The following is a 24,907-nucleotide window of genomic DNA, read 5'->3' as shown; positions in this document are numbered from 1 at the left end:
CTATCCCATCCGCTAGGTGCTCTAAAGGAAACCGATCGATATCCAGGGGAAGATGGCGACGATGATCAGGCCGATCAACAGCGCCAGCATGTAACCCCAGATCGGCCGGATACCCTCGGCCGGATCGACGCGCCCGATGGCGCAGGCGGCATAATAGCCGACGCCGAACGGCGGCGCGAACAGCCCGATGCCCATCGCCAGGATGATGATCATGGCATAGTGCACCTCGTGGACGCCGACCTGGTGCGCGATCGGAAACAGCAGCGGCCCGAACAGCACGATCGCCGGGATGCCCTCGAGCACGCTGCCGAGGATCACGAAGGCCAGGATCGACACCGCAATGAAGGTCGCCGACCCGCCGGGCAATCCGGCCATCGCCGCCGCCAGCGCCCGCGAGAAGCCGGACTGGGTCAGGCCCCAGGCCATGCCGGTGGCGGTGCCGATGATGAACAGGATCGCGCCCGACAGGCACGCCGTGTCGATCAGCATCGGCACGAGCCGCCGCCAGTTGAACTTGCGATAGATCAGGAGGCCGATGAGGAACGCATAGACGATGCCGATGGTCGAGACCTCGGTCGCGGTGGCGATGCCTTCGACCACCGCGTAGCGGATCACGAACGGCAGCGCCAATGCGGGCAGGGCGTAGATGAAGGCCTTGCCGATCTCGCTTCGCGTGGCGCGCTGGACGTGGCTGAGGTTTTCGCCGCGGTAACGCCACCACACCAGCGCCGACAGGGTGATTGCCAGCACGACGCCCGGCAGCAGGCCGCCGGTGAACAGCGCCGAGATCGAGACGCCGGTGACCGAGCCGATCGTGATCAGCACCAGGCTCGGCGGAATGGTTTCAGTCTGCGCTCCGGTCGCGGCGAGCAGGGCGACCAGATCGCCAGGCTTGGCGCCGCGTTCCTTCATTTCGGGAAACAGCACCGGTGCGACCGCCGCCATGTCGGCGGCCTTCGATCCGGAAATGCCTGACACCAGATACATCGCGCCGACCAGCACGTAGTGCAGGCCGCCCCGGACGTGCCCGAGCAGGCTGGCCAGGAAGGCCACCATCGCGCGCGCCATGCCGGTCATTTCGATCAGCAGGCCGAGGAACACGAACAGCGGCACCGACAGCAGGATCAGGTGGCTCATGCCCTCGTCCATCCGGCCGACCAGCACCATCAACGGCGTCCGCGTCGTCAGCGCCAGATAGCCGAAGATCGCCATCCCGAAGGCAAAGCCGATCGGCACGCCGGCGAACACGCAGAAGCCGACCACGCCGACGAAGAAGATGATCAGGTTGAGGTTGCCGAGCGGCCGCAACATCGGTTGCGCCAGCCAGAACACCCCGATCAAGGCAACCACCGTCAGGGCGGCCAGCAGGAAGGTCTTGAAATCGCCGGCGCGGGCCAGCCGCAGCAGCGCGAACAACGCCATCAGGCAGATCCCGACCGGCAGCGCCGCGGCGCGCCAGGTATTGGAGATCTGCAACGCCGGCGTCGTGATGAAGCTTTCCTCGTAGGCGTATTCATAGGCCGGGTGCACGATCAGGACCAGGAACGCCAGCGCGGCGCAGGTCGCGACGACGTCGAGATAGGCCCAGAGCCGCGGTCCGGCGCTTGCCACCAAGGCCGTCATGCGCATGTGCTCGCCGCGGCGGAGCGCGACCACTGATCCCAACATCGCAAGCCACAGGAACAGGATCGACGCCAGCTCGTCGGACCAGATCAGCGGCGTGTGCAGCACGTAGCGCGCCACCACGCCCGCGAACAGGATGACGACCTCGGCGACGACAAGGATCGCCGCCGGGATTTCGACCAGCCATCCCAGCGCCGCATCGATGGCACCGAGAACAGAGCGGCGGCGAGGGGGCTGTGACGCCGCCTCGCCGGCCACGGCCGGCGTCATCTCGACATGAGCCATAGCAAATCTCCCGCTGGCGAGCCTCCCGCTTGACGATCAGGACAGTTTGCCGACGGACTTCTCGAGCAGCTCCCAGGCCTTGTCGCCGTACTTGCCCTTCCACTCGGCGTAGAAGCCGGCGGTGCGGAGCTTGTCGCGGAACGGCCCGACCTCGGGCTGGTTGAACACGAGACCCTTACCCGCGAGTTCCTGCTTCACGGTCGCGTTCAGCTTCTCGGTGTCTTCGCGTTCCTTCACGGCGGCCGCGTTGACGTGCTTGGCGACGATGGTCTTGATATCGTCAGGCAGAGCCGCCCAGGCACGACGGTTCATCAGGAACCAGAAGCCGTCCCACATGTGGTTGGTCAGCGAGCAATACTTCTGGACTTCATACAGCTTCGCGGTCGAGATCAGCGCCAGCGGGTTCTCCTGGCCCTCGACGATCTTGGTCTGCAGCGCCGAATAGACCTCGCTGAAATTGATCGAGGCGGGCGAGGCGTCGAACGCCTTGAACATCGAGGTCCACAGCGGCGACACTGGCACGCGGATCTTGAACCCCTTGAAGTCGTCCGGTCCGTTGATCGGCTTGGTCGACGACGTGGTCTGGCGGAAGCCGTTGTCCCAGATCTTGTCCATGACCTCGAGGCCGGCCTTCTTGATCTCGCCACGGACATAGGCGCCGAGGTCGCCATCCATGGCCTTCCAGACCGTGGGATAGTCCGGGAATGCGAAGCCGATACCGTTGATCGAAGCCGCCGGCACCAGGGTCGCCAGGATCAGGCCGGACAGCGTGAAGAACTCGACGCCGCCGGAGCGCACCTGGCTCAGCACGTCGGTATCCGAGCCGAGCTGATTGTTCGGGAACACCTGAAGGTCGAACCGGCCGTTGGTCTCGGTCTTGATCGCCGCAGACATCTCCCGGGCGCGCGCCACCAGCGGATGCGATTCCGGCAGGTTGTTGGCGAACTTGTAGGAGAACTCGGCCGACTGGGCGCGCGCGACATACGGCGCGCCAATTCCGCCCAGGACGGCGGAAGCGGCGGAAACCTTCAGCAGCGTGCGTCGTGAAAAGCTCATTGGTGTTGCTCCCTCGAGAGGCTTGTTGTTGTTCTGAGATGCCATCCTATACGGACCTGATGCCGCGGGGTCACCAGCGATCTCTGCACAGCTGGGGCTTATTGCAGCGTCCGTACGCCGCGGCAATATCGGCTTTCTGACGAGACGCTTGCATGTGAACCGCGACGATTGTCCGGGCGAGCCCCAGCAACGGCCGAGACAGGTCTGAACCGACGCCGTGCTGCTGTCCAATGCGAAGATTTCCCACTAAATATCTGATCTAATTGTAGATATAAATATTCCATAATATACCTTATGCGAATTCTGATTATACCCGTGGCTCCAAGCAAGCCTGCGCCACAGCCAATCGTGGCCCCCCACGACCAACTCATCACGAGTCCTTCAAGACAAGAGCTGCCAGCGCACAAAATGCCATGGCGATACCTGCAAGCAGGAACGTATCGCTATAGGCGAGTATCAGCGCGTCGCGATGGACGAGGCTGTCGAGCAAGGCTATCGCCTGCTGCCGCAGCGGCGCGGTGACTGCGGCATGCAAGGCTGCGACACGATCCACGTAGAGGCCCCCCAACCGGCGTACCAACGCGATGACGCGCTCGCGGGTTTCTGGGCTGAAGACCGTCATCGCCTCGCCGATCCGCGATGCGTGGAGCTTCTCACGCTCGACCACGATCTGGCTCGCGATCGCGATCCCGATCGCACCGCCGACATTGCGAACCGTCGAGAACAGCCCCGAAGCCGACCCAAGTTGCGCTTGTTCGATCCCGCGGACCGCCATGACCGACAAGGCAACGACCACCAGCGATTGGCCAATGCCCCGCACGATGAGTGACGGAATGATCACGTTGCGCGCGGCATCGTGATCGAGATGAATATTCATGAAGCAGCCAATGCTGACCAGAACGAAGCCGAGCACGATGATCCATCGCGTCCCCACCCGCTTCATCAGCGGCGGGGTCATGAACGACATCGCGAACTGAACCAGGCCATAGGGAATCATGGCGAGTCCGATTTCGCGGGCATTGTAGCCGTGCAACTCGGCAAAATAGTTCGGCACCAGGAACACCACGCCGAACACCACCGCGCCAAAGGTGAACTGCATGAAGCTCGCGAGCCCAAAATTATAACGGCCGAGCAGCCGCAGATTGATGAACGGCGTGGTGGCGCGCAGCTCGATCACGACGAACAGCAGAAGGCTGGTCGCGGCGAGGATCGAGGTCTGAACGATGAAAGGTGAGGCGAACCAATCCCTACGGCCACCCTCCTCCAGTACGATCTGCATCGCGCTCAGGCCGAGCGCCATTGTCGCGATGCCGCCCCAGTCGCCATTGCGCAGCCCGGCGGCGTGCACCGCCTGCGGCCTGATCGACCTGGCGATCGCGGCCAGCAGCGCGAGCCCGGGCGGAATCTGCAGATAGAAGATCCAGCGCCAGGAATAGACGTCGGTCAGCCAGCCGCCGATCGAAGGTCCCGCAGCCTGCGCGACATTGTTGGCGACGGCGAACAGGGCCATCCCGAGTGGACGGCGCGACAGCGGCAATTCGGTTGCAATGAGCTGGAACGACAATGGGATCAAGACCCCGCCAAATGCGCCCTGCAACGCCCGCGCCGCGATCATGGCGCCGATCGTCGGTGCGAGCGAGCACGCCACCGAGAACAACAGAAAGCCCGTGGTGCCGACGATCAGCACCCGCCGCATCGAGAATGCCGACACCAGCCAGCCGGTCAGCGGAATCACGATGATCTCGGCCACCAGATAGGCCGTGGTGATCCAGGAGCCCTCCTCGAAGGTGGCTCCGAGTGAGCCGCGGATGTCCGGCAGCGAGGCGTTGGTAACGTGCACATTCATGCCGGCCATGAAGCAGCCGAACACGCCGCCGATCACGGCAACCCACGCTCGCAGCTCGACCTTCGGCTCGGCGCCGTCAGCCCTCTCCTGAGCGCTCATCGCTGCGCTTCGCCGCGGCGCGTATCAATCCTCGCGACCACCGACAGACCCGGCCGCAAATCGGCTGCGCGATGTTGCCCGGGATCAATACTGATCCGCACGGGCAGGCGCTGCACGATCTTGGTAAAGTTGCCGGTGGCATTGTCGGGCGGCAGCAGGGCGAACTGCGCACCGGACGCCGGCGCAAAGCTCTCGACATGGCCGGACAGCGGTTCGCCGTCGAATGCATCGACGTCGAGCGCTACCGGCTGTCCCACCATAACCCGGTCGAGCTGGGTCTCCTTCAGGTTGGCAACCACGTAAACAGCCTGGACCGGCACCACCGCAAGCAGCGGCTGGCCGGGATCGACATATTGCCCGACGCGAATCGTGCGCTGTCCGACCACGCCGTCCACCGGCGCACGAATCACGGTGTTGGCGACATCGATGAGCGACAGCTCCAGCGTCGCCTGTGCCTGGGACACGGCCGCGCGTGCCTTTTCCAGCGTCGCCAGCCTGCCCTGTCGTTGCTCGGTCAACACGGTCAGGCGGTCGTGCTGGCCGGCCAGAGCCGCACGCCCCGCGGCAAGCGTTGCCACGGATTTTTTCTGGTCCGCCTCCGCGCTCTCCAGGCGCTGGCGGCTTGCAACCTCGCGCGCGACCAGCGCCTCCTGACGCTGCAATTCAAGCGACGTCCGCTGTACCTCCGCTTCGGCCGTCACCGTCTCGGCGCCCGCCTGGACGATCAGGCTGCGCTGCTGCGCCAACTGCGCATCGATCGTCGCGATGGCGGCCGTCTCGACGACGACATCAGCCTGCGCTGCCGCAACGGCGGCCTTCGCCTGGTCGCGTCTTGCCTGGTACGGCGCGTCATCGAGCTTGGCCAGCACGTCGCCACGGCGGACGGCCTGATTGTCGCACACCACGACGGTCGCGATATGACCGGCGATACGTGAACTGATGACGGCGACGTCGGCGCGGACATAGGCGTTGTCCGTCGTCTCGATGAAGCGTTCCGACAACCACCAATGCGCGCCATAGGTCAGCGCGAGCAGCCCGGCGAGAGCACCGCCAATCTGCGGCAACCAGCGGCGGCCGGTCCGCAGGAAGGTGGATATGTTCGCGGCGCTGGACGGAGTCGAATTGAAGCTGAGTTGAGTCATTGAACCTGACATGCGTAGACCTTCGACCAACGGAACTCGCCGTCGGCCGTCACAAAATGATCCCCCGCGCTCGGAGACGCTGAAGGAAGCGCCGCCGCGGTGGCAGTTTGTCAGAGGTCATAGCCCTGCCCCGCTTGTCATTCGCGCGCAGTTAGGTCAACAATCGTCGTGAAATGGACATCGCCCGCACTCACGAAGCCTGCCAGCTTGCACCACGGCCGCTTGCCGCGATGGCGAGCAGCCACTGCGATGGAGAGATCATCGCACCCCACAGCCATCCACGGGCGCAATTGGTGCATGCCATAGCCGGTGTCATGACCGTTACCTGCCCATCGGGAAGCTGGGTGGTGCCGAGCGGTCGCGCGGTCTGGATGCCGGCCGGCATAGCGCATGCTATCCGCATCGCGGGACAAGTGGAGATGCGTACGGTGTTCGTCGTGCCCGACGCGCTACCGGACCTGTCACCGGACTGCGAGGTGATCGAGGTCTCCGCCCTGCTGCGCTCGCTGGTCGTCGCCGCGACCGCCATTCCGCTCGACTACGACACCGATAGCCGCGACGAGAGGGTCATGCGGCTGATCCTGGATGAGGTTCGCCTGGCGCCTCGCTTGTCGATGCACGTGCCGATGCCAAATCATCCGCGCCTCGCCAACCTCTGCAACGCCATGATCGCGGACCCTGCTTCGGAGGTCACGCTGGAAAGCCTGGCGGCGGAGTGCGCCATGAGCGGCCGTACGCTGGCCAGACTGTTTCAGAAGGAACTCGGAATGAGCTTCGGCGAGTGGCGGCGACGCATGCGGCTGATGCTGAGCCTGCCGCGGCTTGCCGCCGGTGCATCGATCCTGGAGGTCGCGATGGAGCACGGCTATCAGAGCCCCAGCGCATTCGCCGCGATGTTCAAGCGAACCTTCGGCATTGCTCCGAGCCAGTATCTAGGCGAGGGTTAGGGCACCGTCTTCGCGTCATACGGGCTTCAACTTCAGTCATAGACCAATCCCCTCGCGGCGAGGCTGGGTCGGTCGGACCGTGATCGGCTGGATGCCCCTTGCTCGAGGCGATGACGGCACGCCTTGAACGTTTGACATTGGCCCCTATTCCAAGCGGCGCAAAGCAAAGGGCCCCGCAAGCGGGGCCCTGGAATGCGCAGCGGTCACCATTCCTGGCGGCCGTACCAGTCATTCACTTCCTTCGTGGCTTGATCCTTGGCATAGCCGTAGCGCTGCTGCAAACGGCCTTCGAGCTGGTCCTGCTTGCCGGCGATCACATCGAGATCGTCATCGGTCAGCTTGCCCCACTGCTCCTTGATCTTACCCTTCATTTGCTTCCAGTTGCCTTCGACACGATTCCAATCCATCGCGATCCTCCGTTGAAAGATGAGATCGTCCAACGGGTGCGCCGACGCTTCGTTCCTGGCGAGCGATGCGTCAAAGCTGCGCAGTCATAAGTCCGCGCCTGAACCAGGACAGATAGGAACGACATTGCAGGGTCCCTGTTGTGGGTACAGATCAACCCCCACGGAGCGACACCAATGCCGGAGAAAGACCTGAGCGCCCTCTTCCTGGACACCCTCAAGGACATCTACTACGCCGAAAAACAGATCCTCAAGGCACTGCCGCGGATGGCCAAGGCCGCCGAATCCGAGCAGTTGCGTGCGGCTTTCGAGAAGCACCATGACGAGACCGAAGGCCAGATCGATCGGCTTGAGCAGATCTTCGATCTGATGGGCAAGCCGGCGCGCGGCAAGAAGTGCGACGCCATCGAGGGCATCCTCGACGAAGGCAAGGAGATCATGGAAGAGTATGCCGACACGCCGGCGCTCGATCCGGGCCTAGTCTCTGCGGCCCAGGCGGTCGAGCACTACGAGATCGCGCGTTACGGCACACTAAAAGCATGGGCGACCAAGCTCAACATGAAGGACGCCGTCAAGCTCATCGACCAGACCCTGGCCGAGGAAAAGAAGACGGATGAAGCCCTCAGCAAGCTCGCCATCAGCGCCATCAATGCCGAGGCGGCCTGAGGAGACGCGCATGAAGCGAACTATTCTGGCTATTGCCATCAGTTGCGGGCTGACCCTGCCCGCGCTGGCCCAATCGGTCGGCGAGAAGACCGGTGTCAATTCCGTGCTTGGCGTCGCACCGAAAACGGAAGACTTCATCAAGGAAGTGGCCTTGAGCGACATGCTGGAGATCGAAGCAGCGAAGATCGCCCAGCAGAAGGGCAATGCGGCGGAAAAGAAGTTCGCCGACCAGATGATCACGGACCATACCAAGACCAGTACCGAGTTGAAGGCGTTGGTCAGCGGCGAGATGAAGGCTGCATTGCCGACCGGCCTCGACGACAGCTCACAGAAGAAGCTCGACGTGCTGCGCAACACCAAGCCGGACAATTTCGCCAGCGAATATGATCCGATGCAGGTCAGCGCCCACAAGGATGCGGTCTCACTGTTTGAACGCTACGCCAAGGGCGGCGAGGATGTGAAGCTGAAGGACTGGGCTGATCGGACCCTGCTCGCGCTCAAGCACCATCTCGCGATGGCGCAGGACCTGGACAAGAACCGAAAGTAATTGCCAGTCGCCGGCAGCCCCGGATCCGGCTGCCGGCGGCCCTTCTTGGCCATCGCCCGGATGTTCCGGTCGGGCCTCCGCGGGGTCGACAGCGAGGCGTTTGGCGACCACAATCCCTCGCGATCCTCGACGGGTTGCTAACGAGTCGATTACAGGCTGATCGGCGAGGATAGTCTGCCTCTCGTCACGGACGTTGCATCGAGGCTCGATCGAAGGCGTGATCCAAGGTTTGGAGACCGATGGCCCGACGTACCGGCAGCGCTGATCTGCCCCTGCATGGTGGGCGCGTGCCGCCGTGGCTGGCGGAGCGCATGTCGACGTTGGGCGCGATCATCACGCAGGCCGTGGTCCATCATTACGGCCGTGACGCGTTCCTGCAGCGGCTCTCGCATCCGTTCTGGTTCCAGTCGTTCGGCGCCGTGATGGGCATGGATTGGCATTCGTCCGGAATCACTACGAGCGTCATCGGCGCGCTCAAGCGCGGGCTGGCACCGCTGCAGGACGAGCTCGGCATCTACGTTTGCGGCGGCCGCGGCAGGTATTCGCGCCGGACGCCGGACGAACTGACGGCGCTGGGCGAGCGGACCGGCTTTGACGGCGTTGCGCTCACCCGCGCCAGCCGTCTGGTCGCCAAGGTCGACAGCGCCGCGGTCCAGGATGGGTTCGAGCTCTATCTGCACGGCTTCTTCGTCACCACGGACGGCAAATGGACCGTGGTCCAGCAAGGCATGAGCGACAGCAAGCGGCAGGCGCGGCGCTATCACTGGCATTCCGAGGGCCTGCGCAGCTTCGTTGACGAGCCGCACAGCGCGATCGACGGACCATCGCAGGGCGAGATCGTCAATCTGACCGACCACCGCGCCGATGCCTCACGCCAGGCTCAGCTCGATTTGCTTGCCGGGCTCGGTCCCGACGGCGTTGCGCGCGAATATGCCGAGCTGACCGAGAAGGTGGCGGCACAGGGCGATCTGTTGCATCTGATCATGCCTGCGAATCACGATGTGCGCTCGAGCGACGTGTTCATCCGCCGTCTGCACGGCACCCTCGCCGCCGCAGCCGAGCGCGGGCCGCTGGACTTCCCCGAGCTGCTGCTCACACCCGGCGTCGGCGCCCGCACCGTGGAGTCGCTCGCCATGGTCGCTGAAGTCGTTCACGGGACGCCGTATCGTTTCCGCGATCCGGCGCGGTTCTCACTCGCGCATGGCGGCAAAGACCGTCATCCGTTTCCGGTGCCGATCAAGGTCTATGACGAGACCATCGGCGTGCTGAAATCGGCGGTACAACAGGCGAAGCTCGGCCGCGACGAGGAGATGCAGGCACTCAAGCGGCTGGACGATCAGGCGCGCAGGCTGGAGCTGACCGCAACCGGCCCGTCCTTCGATGCGTTCGTGGCCAACGAGCGCGCCCGTTCGCCAAGCCTCGACGGCCGATCAGTTTTCGGCTGGGAGGCCGACCTCTCCGGCTGCGATATCCCCAAACGGCAGTGACGCCCGTCAGCGCCCCCTGAAGCGCGGTTTGCGCCGTCCGAGGAACGCCGCAACGCCTTCCTTGTGATCCTCGGTCAGGCTCGCCAGCGCGAACTGGTCGAGATCCATGTGGCTGGCGAGATCGTCGAGCGCATGCGCCAGCCGGTTGACCGTCAGCTTGGTCATCGCCACCGAAATCGGCGGCTGGGCGGCGATCTTGGCCGCGAACGCCATCGCGGCTTCGAAGGATTTGCCGGGATCAGTCACCTGCTCCACCAAGCCCCATTCATAGGCCTCGGCAGCCGAAATCCGGTCGTCGGCCAGGATCACCGCCTGCTTGGTGCGCGCCGGGCCCATCAGATGCAGCATGCGCGGCACGCTCTGCCAGCTCATGTTCATGCCGAGCGCAATCTCCGGCACCCGCAGATGCGCATCGCGCGCCATGACGCGGAAATCCAGCGCGACGGCGAGCGCCACGCCGCCGCCGACACAGAAGCCCTCGATCGCGCCGATCGTGACCTGCTCCATCTCCTGCCAGGCGCGCGTCAGCCGCGGCCCGAGCTTCAGGTGGCGGCGCAGCATGCCCATGTCCATGGTCGCGCGCGAACGCCCTTCGGCATCCTTGAGGTCGAAGCCGGCGCTGAACGATTTGGCGCCGCCGGTCAGCACCACCACCGAGGTGTCGGCATCGTCCTCGAAACTGCGCGCCGCATCGGTCAGCTGCCGCAGCGCCTCCGGCGACAGCGCGTTGATCCCGTCGCCGCGGTCGAACCGCACCACCGCGATGCGGCCCTCCGGCCCGAGGCCTTTTTCGATCGTCACATAGTCAACCACGCATACCTCCCAGCTCGCATTGTTGTGTACGGCTTGCCTCGACATAGCATGGCGGTTTCGCCTATTCTCTGGGCATGAGCGAACATGATCATCACCACCACGATCACGACCATTCCGAACTTTCGGAGACCGAACTGCGCGTCCGCGCGCTGGAATCGATCCTGACCGAAAAAGGCTATGTCGAGGCTGCCGCGCTCGACGCCATCGTGCAGGCCTATGAGACCAAGATCGGCCCGCATAACGGCGCCCGGGTCGTCGCCAAGGCCTGGGCCGATCCCGCCTTCAAGCAGGCGCTGCTCGAGGACGCCTCCAAGGCAGTCGGCACCCTCGGCCATGTCAGCCGGGTCGGCGACCATCTGGTCGCGATCGAGAACACGCCCGGTCGCCACAACATGGTCGTCTGCACGCTCTGCTCCTGTTACCCTTGGGAGATGCTGGGCCTGCCGCCGGTCTGGTACAAGGCCTCGCCGTACCGTTCGCGCGCGGTCAAGGATCCGCGCGGCGTACTGGCCGATTTCGGCGTCAGCCTGCCGAAGGAAACCGAAATCCGGGTCTGGGACTCGACCGCCGAGACGCGCTTCCTGGTGCTGCCGATGCGGCCCGCCGGTACCGAGGGCTGGAGCGAGGAGCAGCTCGCCGAGCTCGTGACGCGCGATTCGATGATCGGCACCGGATTCCCGAAGACGCCGGGAGCTCCGTCATGAACGGCGTCCACGACATGGGCGGCATGGACGGGTTCGGCAAGGTCGAGCCCGAGCCGAACGAGCCGATGTTCCATGAGGAATGGGAATCGCGGGTGCTCGCCATGGTCCGTGCGATGGGCGCGGCCGGCGCCTTCAACATCGACGCCTCGCGCTTCTATCGCGAGACCCTGCCCCCGCAGGTCTATCTGTCGAGCTCCTATTACAAAAAATGGTTCCTTGGGCTGGAAGCCCTGCTGCTAGACAAGGGCTATATCTCCAAGGACGACGTCGCATCCGGACATTCCGTCGCGCCGGCGAAATCGCTCAAACACGGCAAGTTCTCGATCCCCGATGTCGAGCGCATCATGGTGCGCGGCAAGTTCGGCCGCGCGGCGCCGGCCCCGGCGAAGTTCAAGGCCGGCGATCGGGTGCGGGCGAAGAACATCCATCCCGCCACGCACACGCGGCTGCCGCGCTATGTGCGCGGTCATGTCGGCGTGGTCGAGCGCGATCATGGCTGTCACGTCTTTCCCGATACGGCTGCCAACGATGCCGGCGAGCATCCGCAATGGCTGTACACCGTCGTGTTCGACGGACGTGAGCTGTGGGGGCCGGACTCGGATCCGACCATCAAGGTCTCGATCGACGCGTTCGAGCCCTATCTGGAGGCGGTGTGATGGATGCCGGCGCCGCCGCGCGCGCGACCAGTGCCGTGTCCAGCATTCCCCGCGATCAGGACGGCCCGGTGTTTCGCGCGCCCTGGGAAGCACAGGCGTTCGCGATGGCACTGACGCTGCATGACCGCGGCGTGTTCACCTGGCCCGAATGGGCGGCGGCCCTCGCCGACCAGATCAAACGCGCGCAGGCCGCCGGCGATCCCGACACCGGCGAAACCTATTATCAGCATTGGCTGGCGACGCTCGAACACCTTGTCGCCGCCAAGGGCGTCACGACGCACGAGACGCTGCATCGCTACCGCGACGCCTGGGATCACGCCGCCGACCGCACCCCGCACGGCCAACCGATCGTACTGACGGCGGCGGATTTCGGGTAGCGGCGCCCACGAAAGCAGTGAACCGAAGCTGCACGATTTCTGAATTTTAGAATAGTAAGGCTGAGTTGCCCGACGTGTCAAGCCGCCGTGTCGAACGCCGGCGACCGCCAGCTCCTTTGCATGGGGTTGTTTTCAATATTTTGGCGGCGCGCCCCTGCGGAGGCCATCAGCCGCGGTTACGCGCCCCCCTGCGCGACGTACTCCCGCCAACCCTTGGCACGCAGGCTGCAGGCCGGGCACTCGCCGCAGCCATAGCCCCAATCATGTTGCGCGCCGCGTTCGCCGAGATAGCAGGTGTGAGAGCGCTCTCGGATCAGATCGACCAGCCCTGCCCCGCCGAGCTCGTGCGCGAGCCGCCAGGTCGCGGCCTTGTCGAGCCACATCAGCGGCGTGTGCAGCTCGAAGTTTCTGGCCATGCCGAGGTTGAGCGCCGACTGCAAGGCCTTGATGGTGTCGTTGCGGCAATCCGGATAGCCGGAATAGTCGGTTTCGCACATGCCGCCGATGATGTGGCGGATGCCGCGCCGGTAGGCCAGCGCCGCGGCGAAGGTGAGGAACACGAGGTTGCGGCCCGGCACGAAGGTGTTCGGCAACCCGTCCGCGCCCATTTCGATGGCGACGTCACGGGTCAGCGCGGTGTCGGAAATGTCCGACAGCGTCGGGATCGCGAGCGTGTGACTGTCGCCGAGCTTCGCCGCCCAGTCCGGCCGCATCTGTTTGATCCCGGCCAGCAATTGGTCGCGGCAATCCAGTTCGACGGCATGGCGTTGGCCGTAGGAAAAGCCCAGCATCTCGACGCGGGCGAAGCGCGACAAGGCCCAGGCCAGACAGGTCGTGGAATCCTGGCCGCCGGAAAACAGCACCAGCGCGGTGTCGGAAGCGTTCTGTTCGGTCATGGAACGGGCTTTACCACTCCTTCGCCCTGCGGCCAATCGGTGGACGGCGCCGCGATTCCGGCGCGTTTTGCTGGGATCGACTGGGTCGATTTGGCATAACGGCTCGACCTCTCATCCAGCGGTGCTCCATGACCCCTTCCCGCGACATTTCCCGCCTGATCGAGATCATGGCCGCGCTGCGGACACCGGTGACGGGGTGTCCATGGGATCTCATTCAGAACTTCGAGACCATCGCGCCCTACACGATCGAAGAGGCCTATGAGGTCGCGGACGCGATCACGCGCGGCGATCTCGACGATCTGCGCGAGGAACTCGGCGACCTCCTGCTCCAGGTGGTCTATCACGCGAGGATGGCCGAGGAGCAGAACGCATTTGCCTTCGGCGACGTGGTCGAGGCGATCACCAGGAAGATGATCCGCCGCCATCCGCATGTCTTTGCCGACAAGGACGGCAACATCCAGCCGGCCAGTGTCAAGAGCGCCTGGGAGCGCATCAAGGCGGAGGAGAAGGCCGAGCGCGCGGCACGTCGGCCGCCAGAGGAGACCGCGCACACATCGCTGCTGGCGAGCGTGAAGGCGGGCCTTCCCGCCCTGACGCGCGCGATGGAGTTGCAGCGCAAGGCCTCCACCGTCGGCTTCGACTGGAACGACCCACGCGCGGTGCTCGCCAAGATCCGCGAGGAGGCCGATGAGATCGAGGCCGCGCTCGACCGCAACGACAAGCAGGAGATCGCCGAGGAAACCGGTGACCTGATGTTCGCTCTGGTCAACCTCGCCCGCCACGTCGACGCCGATCCGGAAACCGCGCTGCGCGCGACCAACGCCAAGTTCGAGCGGCGGTTTGCCTATATCGAACGGGCGCTGGCGGCAAAGGGACGTTCACTGGAGAACGCGTCGCTCGACGAGATGGATGCGCTGTGGAACGAGGCGAAAACAGCCGCCACAACCACCGCTGTCGTCCCTGCGAAAGCGGGGACCCATACCGCGTGATCTATCGGTTGGTTGGCGGTATCGGTCCCGCGGCATCGCCAGAGATTCGTCGAGGCGATCAAGCAGAACTGCTGCTGCGCTCAACAACGATGGCCTGTGGTTATGGGTCCCTGCTTTCGCAGGGACGACGGCGAGTTTGAGGACGCTGCCTCACCTCACAGCAGCGTCCCGCGCAGGATAACCGCGGCAACGCCGAAATAGATCACGAGACCTGTCACGTCGACCAGCGTCGCGACGAACGGCGCGGATGCGCTGGCGGGATCGAAGCCGATGCGCTTGAGGACGAACGGCAGCATCGAGCCGCACAGCGAGCCGAAGGTGACGATGCCGATCAGCGTGGCGCCGACGGTCGCGGCCACCAGCCCCCAATGCGGGCCGTAGTCGAACAGGCCCATGGTCTGCCAGAGCGCGATCCTGACAATACCGATCAGGCCGAGGATAGAGCCGAGCACGATACCGGTCGGGACTTCGCGCACCGCGACTCGCCACCAGTCGCGCAGCCGCACTTCGTGCAATGCCAGCGAACGGATCAGCAGCGAGGTCGCCTGTGAGCCGGAGTTGCCGCCGGAGCTCATGATCAGCGGGATGAAGAGCGTCAGCACGATCGCCTTCTCGAGCTCGCTCTGGTACGACTGCATCGCGGTCGCGGTCAGCATTTCCGACAGGAACAGCGCGCACAGCCAGCCGGCGCGCTTCTTGATCATCTCGCCGAAGCCGATCCGCAAGTATGGCTCGTCGATCGCTTCCATGCCGCCGAACTTCTGGGCGTCCTCGGTCGATTCCTCGACGATGGCGTCGATGACGTCGTCCACCGTGACGATGCCGAGGATGTGGCCGGGGCCGTCGACGACGGCGACCGCGAGCAGATCGTAGCGCGAGATCAGCCGCGCCGCCTCCATGCGGTCGGCCTCGGGGGCGATCATCAGCGGCTTCCGTGCCGGCGCCGCGGTCAGCACATTGGCGTGCGGGTCGGCCGAGATCAGGCGGCGCAGCGGCACGGCCTGGATCAGGGTCTTCTTGACCGGGTCGATCACGAAGATCGAGTAGACAGTCTCGCGGGTGCGCTCGACCATCCGGATGTGATGCAGCACCTCGGCGATGGTCCAGGTCGAGGGCACGCTGACGAACTCGGTCGTCATGATGCTGCCGGCGCTGCGCTCGGGATAGGCCAGCAGCCCCGAGATGACGCTGCGGGTCTCCGGATTGAGCCCGTTCAGCAGCGTGGTGCGCAGCGGCTCGACCAGCTCCTTGAAGATGTCGGCGGCGCGGTCGTCGGAGACGCCCGACAGCAGCGACACCGCGGTGTCCGTCGGCAGCTCAGCCAGGATCTCGCAGGTGTTGTCGAGCCCCGGCAGGTCGAGCACCTCGATCGCCTTCTCGGCCGGCAGCGAGCGCAGCAGCTTGGCGGCGTCCGCCGGTTCCCGGGCGTTGAGCGCCTCGACGATTTCGGGCGCCCGCTCATGGGCGATATCCCCGTGCGGGCTCGCGACCGTCTCCAATGTCATGGTGTCGCCTGAATTCTGCATCGATCACCCTCGCCTGTGCGTCCAGCAGCGAATGAACCACGGCGGCGCAGAATTCAAACAGAAAGTGCGGCGGCGCGTCCCAGGCGCGCAGCAGTGAGGCCGCCTCACGGCGCCGTCACATTTCGGGGGATCGCGGCCGATCAGGCCCGGCTGAACAGCTTCGCCGCGTCTTCCACCGCCTGGCGCGCGGCGGCGTAGTCAGGCGTTTCGTTGTCGTCGTTGAAACCGAAATAGTCGTTCTCGCCGACCGGCTGAACGACGATGCCGTCGCGCCGGCCGAGCACGCTGAGGTTACGGTAGAAGACGCCGTAACCGACATCCGGCTGGGGAATGAGCCAGGCGATCTGGCCGCGCACCGGAACGATGCTCTCGTCGCGAAACAACGCACGGGCGCCATAGCCGGTGCAATTGACAATGACGGTTTCGCGGATCTTCGAAAGATCGGACGGCGCCTGCAACTCGATCGGCACGAAGAGGCCCCCGGCGCGCTGAAACTCTGCCTCCAGTTGCCGATAGAGATCCGTGACGTTGTAGGTCAGCGAGGCGCTTTTCCAGGCGTACGGCGCGGGAAATGGATTTGATCCGGCGGCCAGCAAGTCCCATCGCGGCGTGAGCGACCGGACGCGGCCGCGCAGTTCGAGGAATTTCTTCTGGCCGTCGGCCGAGGCATGCTGACGCCGGTGCGGACGGCCGTCGGCGTCGGGAGCATCGTCGGAGAGCAGATAGCGATCCGTCCATTCGATCGGATTGCCGGCAAGGCCGAGATAGCTTTGATGGGCTGCGAAGGTCGTGCGCGCCATGCGCTCCCAGCGGTCGGCGAAGTCCGGCGCGACATCGGCTTCCATCGCGACGCGCGAATCCGGCGACCAGTCTCCGGTCGCGCGTGCCGAGCGCACCTGAGGGAAACGCTCCTTGGCATAGATCGTGACGGTCGCGCCCATCCGCTGGGCTGTGATTGCGGTCGTCAGGCCGATCGCGCCGGCGCCGAGGACGGCGATATTGCGCGTGCTCAATTGCAGGGCCAGCGGCACGGCCTCCTGCGCGGCGCCCCACGACAGCGACCAGCCGCTTCCACCATGTCCATAATTGTGGACGACATACTTCGCGTCGATCCATTCCGCCTCGATGCGCGGACCGGCGGCGCGGAAGGGACGCAGGCACACGGTGACGCGAAACATCCGGTCCGGACGCGCAAGGACCGGCCGGAGTGCGGGGGCATCGACGAACGCAGCGTTGTCGGCGGCGCCACGCGTTGAAATCCCTGCGACCGCGGCGCTCGCCAGGCCGCCGCCGAGAAATGCCCGACGATTGAACATCGATCCCCCTTGCCGTCTCGGACTTCCGGGACGCTACGTCCCGTGCGGCAGAGCATCGAATCGTGACACGACGATGTCGCGCTTGGTCTCGTCGACCCGCACCGTCATGTCGAACCGCTCGCCATGAAGCTCCTTGCTCAGGACCTCGGCATTGCGGTGCAGCCAGCTGATGCCGGCGCCATCGGCGGCGTCGATCGACAGGTCGAGCGTGATGCGCTTGGCCGCGAGGCGATCCTCGATCGCGGTCAACAATGCGTCGATCCCCTCGCCGGTCACGGCCGAAACCAGGAAGCATGGCCGCTCCGGCGGGCGGCGCGCAGCAATGTTGCGCAGATTGTCCCGCTCCTCGGGATCGAAGCGGTCGATCTTGTTCCAGACCTCGATGATGCGCAGGCCGCCATCGGCGTCGGGATCGATGCCGAGCTGGCGCAGCACGCCCTCGACGTCGCGCTCCTGTGCCTCGGCGTCTTCATGGGAGATGTCGCGGACATGCAGGACGATGTCGGCTTCCAGCACCTCCTCCAGCGTGGCGCGGAACGCAGCGACCAGTTGGGTCGGCAGATTGGAAATGAAGCCGACCGTGTCCGACAGCATCGCTCTGCCGCCATGCGGCAAATTGAGCGCGCGCAGGGTCGGGTCGAGCGTCGCGAACAGCATGTCGGCGGCCTGCACGTCAGACCGGGTCAGGCGGTTGAACAGGGTCGATTTGCCGGCATTGGTGTAGCCGACCAGTGCCACCACGCGGTAGGGCACGCGCTGGCGGCCGGCGCGATGCAGCCGCCGCGTCGCCTGCACCTTCTTCAATTCGCCCTCGAGCTTGGTGATGCGCTCGCTGATCAGGCGGCGGTCGGCCTCGATCTGGGTCTCGCCGGGGCCGCCCATGAAGCCGAAGCCGCCGCGCTGGCGCTCGAGATGGGTCCATGACCGCACCAGGCGGCTGCGCTGATAGTTGAGATGGGCGAGCTCGACCTGCAGCGCACCTTCCTTGGTCTTGGCGCGGCGGCCGAAGATTTCCAGGATCAGGCCAGTGCGGTCGAGCACCTTGGTGCTCCAGGCCTTCTCGAGGTTGCGCTGCTGGATCGGCGACAGCGCGCAATCCATCACCACGAGTTCGACCGTGTTGCTGGCGACGAGGCCGTTGATCTCCTCCACCTTGCCCTTGCCGAGATAGGTCGCGGGCCGGATCTGGCTGATCGGCGCGACAACGGACTCAACGACGGTGAGGTCGATCGCACCGGCGAGGCCGGCGGCCTCCTCGATCCGTGCTTCGTAGTCGCGGATCGCGGAATCCGGCTGCGCGTCGCCGTCGCCACGGCGCGCGCGCAGGTACGGGCCGATGACGATGACTCGCCCGGTACCGCCGTTCCCGGCCGACCCGGGCCTAGACTTGGTCCGGTCGGCGCCCCCTTCACGATCGAAGGGTTCCAATCAGTTCACTCTCAAGCAGGTGCGTCCTCGCCACCTTCGAACAGCTGAATCGGAGCTCCCGGCATGATAGTCGAGATCGCGTGCTTGTAGACAAGCTGCGAATGACCGTCGCGCCGCAGCAGCAAGCAGAAATTGTCGAACCATGTGACAATGCCCTGCAGCTTTACCCCGTTGACCAGAAATATCGTCAGTGGCGTCTTGGTTTTACGAACGTGATTAAGGAAGGTGTCTTGTAGATTTTGTGCGCGGTCTGCCGCCATTGTTTTTGTCCCGCAAGCTTGTGCTTCTTTTTATTGAACCGGTTGCGGCTCTCTGACGGAGCCTCCTCCGGCTGCCCACCTGCCCTGAGATCCCCCTCTGGCAGGCGTAGCGGTAGGATTAGAGGCCACGCGCGGTTTTTAGGCAAGCCGGTTCGGGGTGCAGTCGGTAGGAACACGGTGGCAATTCTAAGAAAGCGCAAGGAAAGAGACGAATATTCTCGTGGAGAGTGGATAAATCCCCGGCTGTACCGTGTCTTGCCCTCGCCTCGCCGGCGCTCTACCTGGCCCCGAAGCCTGGTCCCGGCGGTGAGCGCCGGGGCCTCGCTCCAGGTCGCGGGCGGTTGCCTGCCCAGGGCACGTCGTGATCGGCCGCCCCTGAGCGTCAGCCGACCCCGAGCGCCTTCAGCTTGCGATGCAGCGCCGAACGCTCCATGCCGACGAACTCCGCGGTGCGCGAGATATTGCCGGAGAAGCGGCTGATCTGGGCGATCAGATAATCGCGCTCGAACACCTCCCGCGCCTCGCGCAGCGGCAAGCCCATGATGTGCTCGCCATTGTTGGAGGTCGGCATCGCCGGCACCATCGAGCCGACGTCCTGCGGCAGCATGTCGGCGGTGATGATCGCCTCCGGTCCGCCGCCGGCCAGGATCATCACGCGCTCCACATTGTTGCGCAGCTGGCGGACGTTGCCCGGCCAGACATGGGACTGCAGCACGGCCATCGCGTCCTGTCCGATCTGCCGCTTCGGCAGGCCGGTGGCGGCCGAGATCTGGTCCATGAAATAGTCGATCAGCTCGGGGATGTCCTCGCGGCGCTCCGACAGCGGCGGCACCCGGATCGGCACCACCGACAGGCGGTGATAGAGGTCTTCGCGGAAACGGCCCGCGGCGATCTCTTCCTCGAGGTTACGTGCGGTCGAGGAGATGATGCGGACGTCGACATGGACCTTGCTGGTGCCGCCCTGGCGCTGGAAGGTCTGATCGACCAGCACGCGCAGGATCTTGTTCTGGGTCTCGCGCGGCATGTCGGCGATCTCGTCGATGAACAGCGTGCCGCCATGCGCTTCTTCGAGCGCGCCGGCCTTGCGCTGCTGCTCGCCGTTCGATCCCTCGATGCCGAACAGCTCGATCTCCATGCGCTCCGGCGTGATCGCGGCCGCATTGATCACCACGAACGGACCCTCGGCGCGACCCGACGCATGATGCAGCGTGCGCGCGGCGAGCTCCTTGCCGGCCCCGGAGGGACCGACGATCAGGATGCGGCTGTTGGCCTTGGCAGCGCGGTCGATGGTCTGGCGCAGCTGGTTCATGCAGGCCGAGCGGCCGGTCAGCACGCTTGCCGCCGGCGCCAGTTGCTTGAGCTCCTTGACCTCGCGCTTCAGCCGCGAGGTCTCGAGCGCCCGGGTCGCGACCAGGATCAGCCGGTCCGACTTGAACGGCTTCTCGATGAAGTCATAGGCGCCGCGCTTGATCGCGGCGACCGCGGTCTCGATGTTGCCGTGGCCGGAGATCATCACGACCGGCAAATCGGCATTGTCCTTCTTGATCTGTTCGAGCAGTTGCAGGCCGTCGAGCTTGGAGCCCTGCAGCCAGATGTCGAGGAAGACCAGGTTCGGGCGGCGATTGGCGATCTCGGCGAGCGCCGAATCGCTGTCGCGCGCAGTGCGCGTGGAGAAGCCCTCATCGTCCAGGATACCCGCGACGAGGTCACGAATGTCAGCTTCGTCGTCGACAATCAGAATGTCACTTGCCATGGGTTACACCTGCCTTGTCAGTCGCCCGTCGCGGCTTTGATTTTTGGCTCTTGGCTTCTTGGCTCTTGCGCATTTGGCTCTTGGCTGTTTGCTTCTTGGATTTTTGGTTCATTGTTGGTCGCCTGTGCCGGGCCGTTGGTCGACTCTTCCGGCGGATTTTTTTCAATGTCGGATTCGGTCTTGTCCGGTGTCGCGTCCGGTTTTTGTTCCTTGCTTTCAGGCTTGTGCTCGGGCTTGGCCGCCTGGCCCGTGACGGAGAAGCGCAGCCGCATCCAGGCACCACGCTGGCCCTCGCGGAAATCGGAGGCGTCCTTGAGCTCGATGCGGCCGCCATGGTCCTCCAGAACGCGGCCGACGATCGCAAGTCCAAGCCCGGTGCCCTTGGCCCGCGTCGTGACATAGGGCTCGAGCAGGCGCGCGCGAGCGACCTTGGGCAGGCCGATGCCGTTGTCGACGACGTCGATCAGGACGTCGTCGTTCTCGCGCTGCGCCACGACGTCGATGCGGCCCTTGCCGAGCTCCTCGGGCGGCACCTGCTCGATCGCCTCGGTGGCGTTCTTGATGATGTTGGTCAGCGCCTGCGAGATCAGCCGGCGGTCGAATTGCGCGGGCAGCGGCGACTGCTTGATGTCGGCCTCGATGGCGAGATCGGGATGCGCGACCTTCATCAGGAACACGGCCTGGCGCACCACGTCGGCGACGTCCTCGCCTTCCATCACGGGCTTGGGCATCCGCGCAAAGCGTGAGAACTCGTCGACCATGCGCCTGATATCGTCGACCTGGCGCACGATGGTGTCGGTGCACTGCTCGAAGATCGACTTGTCCTTCGCTTCGGTGATGGTCTTGCCGAATTTACGGCGGATGCGCTCGGCGGAGAGCTGGATCGGGGTCAGCGGGTTCTTGATCTCATGGGCGATGCGGCGGGCGACGTCGCCCCAGGCCGAGGTGCGCTGCGCGGAGACCAATTCGGTGATGTCGTCGAGCGTGATGATGTAGCTCTCATGCGACTGGCTGGTCTGCTCGGCCGAGACGCGAACCGACAGATTGCGCTCATTGCCGTCGCGCAGGATCGTGACCTGGCCCTGCACCAGGCGTTGCGTGCCCTCGCGCGCGGTCTTCATCATCTCGTCGAGTTCGGGCAGCACGTCCGAGAGCGGATGGCCGAGCGTCTCGGACTCGGCGTGCCCGATCAGCTTTTCCGCCGACCGATTGAGGATGCCGACGCTGCCCGACGCGTCGACCCCGATGATGCCGGCAGAGGCCGAGGACAGCACCGCCTCGATGAAGCGGCGGCGGCTGTCGATCGTCTCGCTGGCGTCGACCAGCTCGTTGCGCTGGGTGCGCAGCTCCTGGGTCATCTTGTTGAAGGTTTCGCCGAGCAGCGCGAGGTCGCTGGCCGATTTATGCACCGGCACCTGGACATTGAGATTGCCGGTCGAGACCTCGCTCGCCGCGCCCATCAGCTGGCGGATGGGCGACACCAGCCCGTTGGCGAAGTTCAGCCCGATCAGCACCGAAGCCATCAGGATGGTCAGTGCGATCACCGCGAACATCAGCGCGAACGCCACCTGGACACCGAGCCTCTGGGTCTCGACCTGGGCATATTCGGCGGCGCTGGTCTGGGTCTGCTTGAGTTGGGCGACAACAGCCGGATCGAGCAGCCGCGCCACATACAGGAACATGTCGTCATAGGCCCGCAGCCGGACCACGGAGGCGACGTAGTTTTCCGGGAACACCGAGATCTTCGGCTCGGTTTCGTTGATGTCCTTCAGGATGTCGGGCGGCGGCGCCTCGTAGTTCAGCCGGACGCCGGTTTCGGCGCTGGCGACGATCTTGCCGTCCTTGTCCATCAACACCGCGACCGGCAGGTTGCGCGACTCGGCGCCGGCCGTCATCAGCTGCAGGAACGTCATGCGGTCCTGGTCGTAGAGTGGCCGCGCATGGGCGAGGTCGTTGGCCATCGCCAGCGTGTCGCCGTTGATGAGCTGGGCATGCTCCTGCATGTAGGCGCTGGCGATGGTCAGCGAGTTCTGGATCACCTGCTTGGTGGGGCCCGAGAACAGCCGGTCGAGGCCGCGCTCGATCGTGACGTTGGCGACGATCGACACCAGCACGGCGGGCAGCACCGCGATCACCGAGAACAGGCCGACGATCTGGACGTGCAGCCGCGCCGCCGCCCGGCCCCGCCGCCTCGCCTGCACCATCTGCCAGACTTCCCGGACAATGATGCCGACCAGCAGCAGGATCGAGCCGGCATTGATCAGCAGGAAGGAGCGGACCACCTCGGGCGTCGGCTCGATCGGGGTCAGGCCGGTCAGCACCACGAAGGTGAGGAAGGCGGACAACAGCGCGATGGCCACGGCGAACGGCGCCAGCCAGCGCCGCAACGGAAAGCCCCGCGCCTCTGCTCGGGGCTCGGCCGGTGACGCGTGTAACGTTGAAGCGGTGGTGTCTGCGCTGGTCATACCGGCAATTGAGCTGAGAGCGATCGCCCGCGGGAATTGCGAACTGATGCAATCATATCACAATGTTGCCGAATTGCGACATTTCCGCGGCGCAAACCGCAGTGCGGCTCGATGTCCGCAAAACCATTTGTGACTACTCAATAACTGTCGTGAGTCCTCGCGCCGGTGCCCGCTCCTGCTACCCGCCGCTCCGGTAGACCTGGATGTCGAGGTCGCGGATCTTCTTGCGCAGGGTGTTGCGGTTCAATCCGAGCAGGTCGGCGGCCCGGATCTGGTTGCCGCGGGTCGCCGCCAGCGCGGCGGTCAGCAGCGGGATCTCGATCTCCTTGAGGATGCGGTGATAGAGGCCCGGCGGCGGCACCCCGTTCGGGAAACCGGAGAAGTGCGAGGACAGATAGGCCTCGACCGCGCCGCCGAGATTGTCGACGCCGACAGTCGCGGTGCTGCCCGAGGTCACCGCCGGCGGCGCCAGCTCGCCGTCGATGACCGAGGCGGTGATGACGTCTTGCGGATAGAGCGCGGCGAGCCGCCGGGCGAGGTTCTCCAGTTCGCGGACGTTGCCCGGCCAGCGGTGCTGCTTGAGCCGCTCCAGCGCCTGGGCATCGAGCTTCTTCGGCGGCAGGCCGTCCTTCTCGGCAAGCGAGAAGAAATGCCGGATCAGGTCGGGCAGATCCTCGATGCGCTCGCGCAACGGCGGCAGCCGCAGCGGCACTACGTTGAGGCGGAAGAACAGATCCTCGCGGAACAGGCCCTGCTGGATCAGGATGCGCAGGTCCTTGTTGGAGGCCGCGACGATGCGCACGTCGGTCTTGATCGGGGTGCGGCCGCCGACGGTGGTGTATTCGCCCTGCTGCAGCACGCGCAGCAGCCGGGTCTGCGCCTCCATCGGCATGTCGCCGATCTCGTCGAGGAACAGCGTGCCGCCCTCGGCCTGCTCGAAGCGGCCGGAAGCACGGGTGTTGGCGCCGGTGAATGCGCCGCGCTCATGGCCGAACAGCTCGGACTCAATGAGGTCGCGCGGGATCGCCGCCATGTTGACCGCGACGAACGGGCCGTTGCGGCGCCGGCCGTAATCGTGCAGCGCGCGGGCGACCAGCTCCTTGCCGGTGCCGGACTCGCCGGAGATCATCACCGTGAGATCGGTCTGCATCAACCGCGCCAGCACGCGGTAGATTTCCTGCATCGCCGGCGAGCGGCCGACCAGCGGGATCGAGTCGAACTCGCCGTCGTCGGCGGGACTGGAGACCCGCTCCTTCGGTTCGGCCAGCGCGCGGCCGACGATGGTGATCAGCTCCTTGAGGTCGAACGGCTTCGGCAGATACTCGTAGGCGCCGCGCTCGGAGGCGCGGATCGCGGTCATGAAGGTGTTCTGCGCGCTCATCACGATGACTGGTAAATTCGGCCGCATCTTCTTGATCCGCGGCAACAGATCGAACGCGTTCTCGTCGGGCATCACCACGTCGGTGATGACGAGATCGCCCTCGCCCTGGCTGACCCAGCGCCACAGCGTGGCGGCATTGCCGGTCAGGCGCACTTCGTAGCCGGCGCGCGACAGCGCCTGGTTCAGGACGGTCCGGATGGCGGTGTCGTCGTCAGCGACAAGTATGCTACCTGCAGGCATT

Annotated in this window: 22 protein-coding genes; 8 read left to right on the top strand and 14 right to left on the bottom strand. The window is 65.1% G+C overall.

All coding sequences use genetic code 11. The annotated features are described in order from the left end of the window. Positions 1–21: 21 nt before the first annotated feature. The 4 genes from ACTUWL_RS33650 to ACTUWL_RS33635 form a co-directional block, all read right to left on the bottom strand. A complete protein-coding gene (locus tag ACTUWL_RS33650) occupies positions 22–1,908 on the bottom strand; it encodes a TRAP transporter large permease (protein WP_021079361.1) in 1,887 nt (628 codons plus the stop codon). Between the two features lie 36 nt (positions 1,909–1,944). Continuing rightward, positions 1,945–2,964, bottom strand: a complete 1,020-nt coding sequence (locus tag ACTUWL_RS33645) for a TRAP transporter substrate-binding protein (RefSeq protein ID WP_021079360.1) — start codon at positions 2,962–2,964, stop codon at positions 1,945–1,947. A gap of 370 nt (positions 2,965–3,334) precedes the next feature. Further along, a complete protein-coding gene (locus ACTUWL_RS33640; protein ID WP_021079359.1) occupies positions 3,335–4,909 on the bottom strand; it encodes a DHA2 family efflux MFS transporter permease subunit in 1,575 nt (524 codons plus the stop codon). After that, positions 4,906–6,051: an HlyD family secretion protein gene (locus ACTUWL_RS33635; protein WP_106940527.1), complete on the bottom strand. Its 1,146-nt coding sequence runs from the start codon at positions 6,049–6,051 to the stop codon at positions 4,906–4,908. The genes ACTUWL_RS33640 and ACTUWL_RS33635 overlap by 4 nt, the downstream gene beginning before the upstream one ends. Positions 6,052–6,224: 173 nt before the next feature. Here ACTUWL_RS33635 and ACTUWL_RS33630 point away from each other — a divergent pair, with 173 nt between their 5' ends. Further along, the gene (locus tag ACTUWL_RS33630) at positions 6,225–6,998 is read left to right on the top strand and encodes an AraC family transcriptional regulator (protein WP_106940528.1); all 774 of its coding nucleotides are present in this window, start codon (positions 6,225–6,227) and stop codon (positions 6,996–6,998) included. A 203-nt stretch (positions 6,999–7,201) separates the two neighbouring features. On the opposite strand, the gene ACTUWL_RS33625 is transcribed toward ACTUWL_RS33630, so the two are convergent. Then, complete coding sequence (locus tag ACTUWL_RS33625) at positions 7,202–7,405, bottom strand: CsbD family protein (RefSeq protein ID WP_021079356.1); 204 nt, start codon at positions 7,403–7,405, stop codon at positions 7,202–7,204. 174 nt (positions 7,406–7,579) lie between these two features. Between ACTUWL_RS33625 and ACTUWL_RS33620 the strand changes: the two genes are divergently transcribed. The 3 genes from ACTUWL_RS33620 (at position 7,580) to ACTUWL_RS33610 (ending at position 10,102) form a co-directional block, all read left to right on the top strand. Continuing rightward, positions 7,580–8,068 carry a YciE/YciF ferroxidase family protein gene (locus tag ACTUWL_RS33620; RefSeq protein WP_021079355.1) on the top strand — a complete coding sequence of 163 codons (489 nt, stop codon included), beginning with the start codon at positions 7,580–7,582 and terminating at the stop codon, positions 8,066–8,068. A gap of 10 nt (positions 8,069–8,078) precedes the next feature. Then, positions 8,079–8,615, top strand: a complete 537-nt coding sequence (locus tag ACTUWL_RS33615) for a DUF4142 domain-containing protein (RefSeq protein WP_021079354.1) — start codon at positions 8,079–8,081, stop codon at positions 8,613–8,615. Between the two features lie 239 nt (positions 8,616–8,854). Then, positions 8,855–10,102, top strand: coding sequence for a DUF763 domain-containing protein (locus ACTUWL_RS33610; RefSeq protein ID WP_021079353.1), 1,248 nt, complete (start codon positions 8,855–8,857; stop codon positions 10,100–10,102). Positions 10,103–10,108: 6 nt separating this feature from the next. Here ACTUWL_RS33610 and ACTUWL_RS33605 read toward each other — a convergent pair whose 3' ends face one another. Next, on the bottom strand, positions 10,109–10,915 hold the full coding sequence (locus ACTUWL_RS33605) for an enoyl-CoA hydratase/isomerase family protein (RefSeq protein ID WP_021079352.1): 807 nt from the start codon (positions 10,913–10,915) through the stop codon (positions 10,109–10,111). A 74-nt stretch (positions 10,916–10,989) separates the two neighbouring features. Between ACTUWL_RS33605 and nthA the strand changes: the two genes are divergently transcribed. Genes nthA through ACTUWL_RS33590 form a run of 3 tightly spaced genes read left to right on the top strand, consistent with a single transcriptional unit; the run spans position 10,990 to position 12,652 of the window. Beyond that, complete coding sequence (gene nthA / locus ACTUWL_RS33600; RefSeq protein ID WP_021079351.1) at positions 10,990–11,619, top strand: nitrile hydratase subunit alpha; 630 nt, start codon at positions 10,990–10,992, stop codon at positions 11,617–11,619. Continuing rightward, on the top strand, positions 11,616–12,275 hold the full coding sequence (nthB, locus tag ACTUWL_RS33595; RefSeq protein WP_021079350.1) for a nitrile hydratase subunit beta: 660 nt from the start codon (positions 11,616–11,618) through the stop codon (positions 12,273–12,275). Before nthA ends, nthB begins: the two co-directional genes overlap by 4 nt. Next, positions 12,275–12,652, top strand: coding sequence for a nitrile hydratase accessory protein (locus ACTUWL_RS33590; protein WP_021079349.1), 378 nt, complete (start codon positions 12,275–12,277; stop codon positions 12,650–12,652). Before nthB ends, ACTUWL_RS33590 begins: the two co-directional genes overlap by 1 nt. Before the next feature lie 176 nt (positions 12,653–12,828). Here the strand turns inward: ACTUWL_RS33590 and queC are convergent, their stop codons facing one another. Continuing rightward, entirely contained in the window at positions 12,829–13,548 is a 720-nt protein-coding gene (gene queC / locus ACTUWL_RS33585; protein ID WP_021079348.1) for a 7-cyano-7-deazaguanine synthase QueC, read from the bottom strand. A gap of 128 nt (positions 13,549–13,676) precedes the next feature. Here queC and mazG point away from each other — a divergent pair, with 128 nt between their 5' ends. After that, complete coding sequence (gene mazG, locus ACTUWL_RS33580; RefSeq protein WP_021079347.1) at positions 13,677–14,537, top strand: nucleoside triphosphate pyrophosphohydrolase; 861 nt, start codon at positions 13,677–13,679, stop codon at positions 14,535–14,537. 155 nt (positions 14,538–14,692) lie between these two features. On the opposite strand, the gene mgtE is transcribed toward mazG, so the two are convergent. The 7 genes from mgtE to ntrC all read right to left on the bottom strand — a co-directional run bounded on the left by mgtE (position 14,693) and on the right by ntrC (position 24,906). Beyond that, complete coding sequence (gene mgtE / locus ACTUWL_RS33575; protein ID WP_021079346.1) at positions 14,693–16,063, bottom strand: magnesium transporter; 1,371 nt, start codon at positions 16,061–16,063, stop codon at positions 14,693–14,695. 140 nt (positions 16,064–16,203) lie between these two features. Then, a complete protein-coding gene (locus ACTUWL_RS33570; protein ID WP_021079345.1) occupies positions 16,204–17,379 on the bottom strand; it encodes an FAD-dependent oxidoreductase in 1,176 nt (391 codons plus the stop codon). Positions 17,380–17,412: 33 nt separating this feature from the next. Beyond that, positions 17,413–18,807, bottom strand: a complete 1,395-nt coding sequence (hflX, locus tag ACTUWL_RS33565; RefSeq protein ID WP_021079344.1) for a GTPase HflX — start codon at positions 18,805–18,807, stop codon at positions 17,413–17,415. Positions 18,808–18,818: 11 nt separating this feature from the next. Then, positions 18,819–19,067: an RNA chaperone Hfq gene (hfq, locus tag ACTUWL_RS33560; RefSeq protein ID WP_006020546.1), complete on the bottom strand. Its 249-nt coding sequence runs from the start codon at positions 19,065–19,067 to the stop codon at positions 18,819–18,821. A 382-nt stretch (positions 19,068–19,449) separates the two neighbouring features. Then, on the bottom strand, positions 19,450–20,820 hold the full coding sequence (ntrX, locus tag ACTUWL_RS33555; protein ID WP_021079343.1) for a nitrogen assimilation response regulator NtrX: 1,371 nt from the start codon (positions 20,818–20,820) through the stop codon (positions 19,450–19,452). A 17-nt stretch (positions 20,821–20,837) separates the two neighbouring features. Then, positions 20,838–23,285, bottom strand: a complete 2,448-nt coding sequence (locus ACTUWL_RS33550; RefSeq protein WP_035651599.1) for a sensor histidine kinase NtrY-like — start codon at positions 23,283–23,285, stop codon at positions 20,838–20,840. Positions 23,286–23,463: 178 nt separating this feature from the next. Continuing rightward, on the bottom strand, positions 23,464–24,906 hold the full coding sequence (gene ntrC, locus ACTUWL_RS33545; protein WP_021079341.1) for a nitrogen regulation protein NR(I): 1,443 nt from the start codon (positions 24,904–24,906) through the stop codon (positions 23,464–23,466). Between the last annotated feature and the right edge of the window lies 1 nt (position 24,907).

This window comes from Bradyrhizobium sp. WCU1 (genome assembly GCF_053474805.1).
Note: the sequence above shows the minus strand (reverse complement) of the source record. Positions and strands in the feature narration are given on the sequence as shown.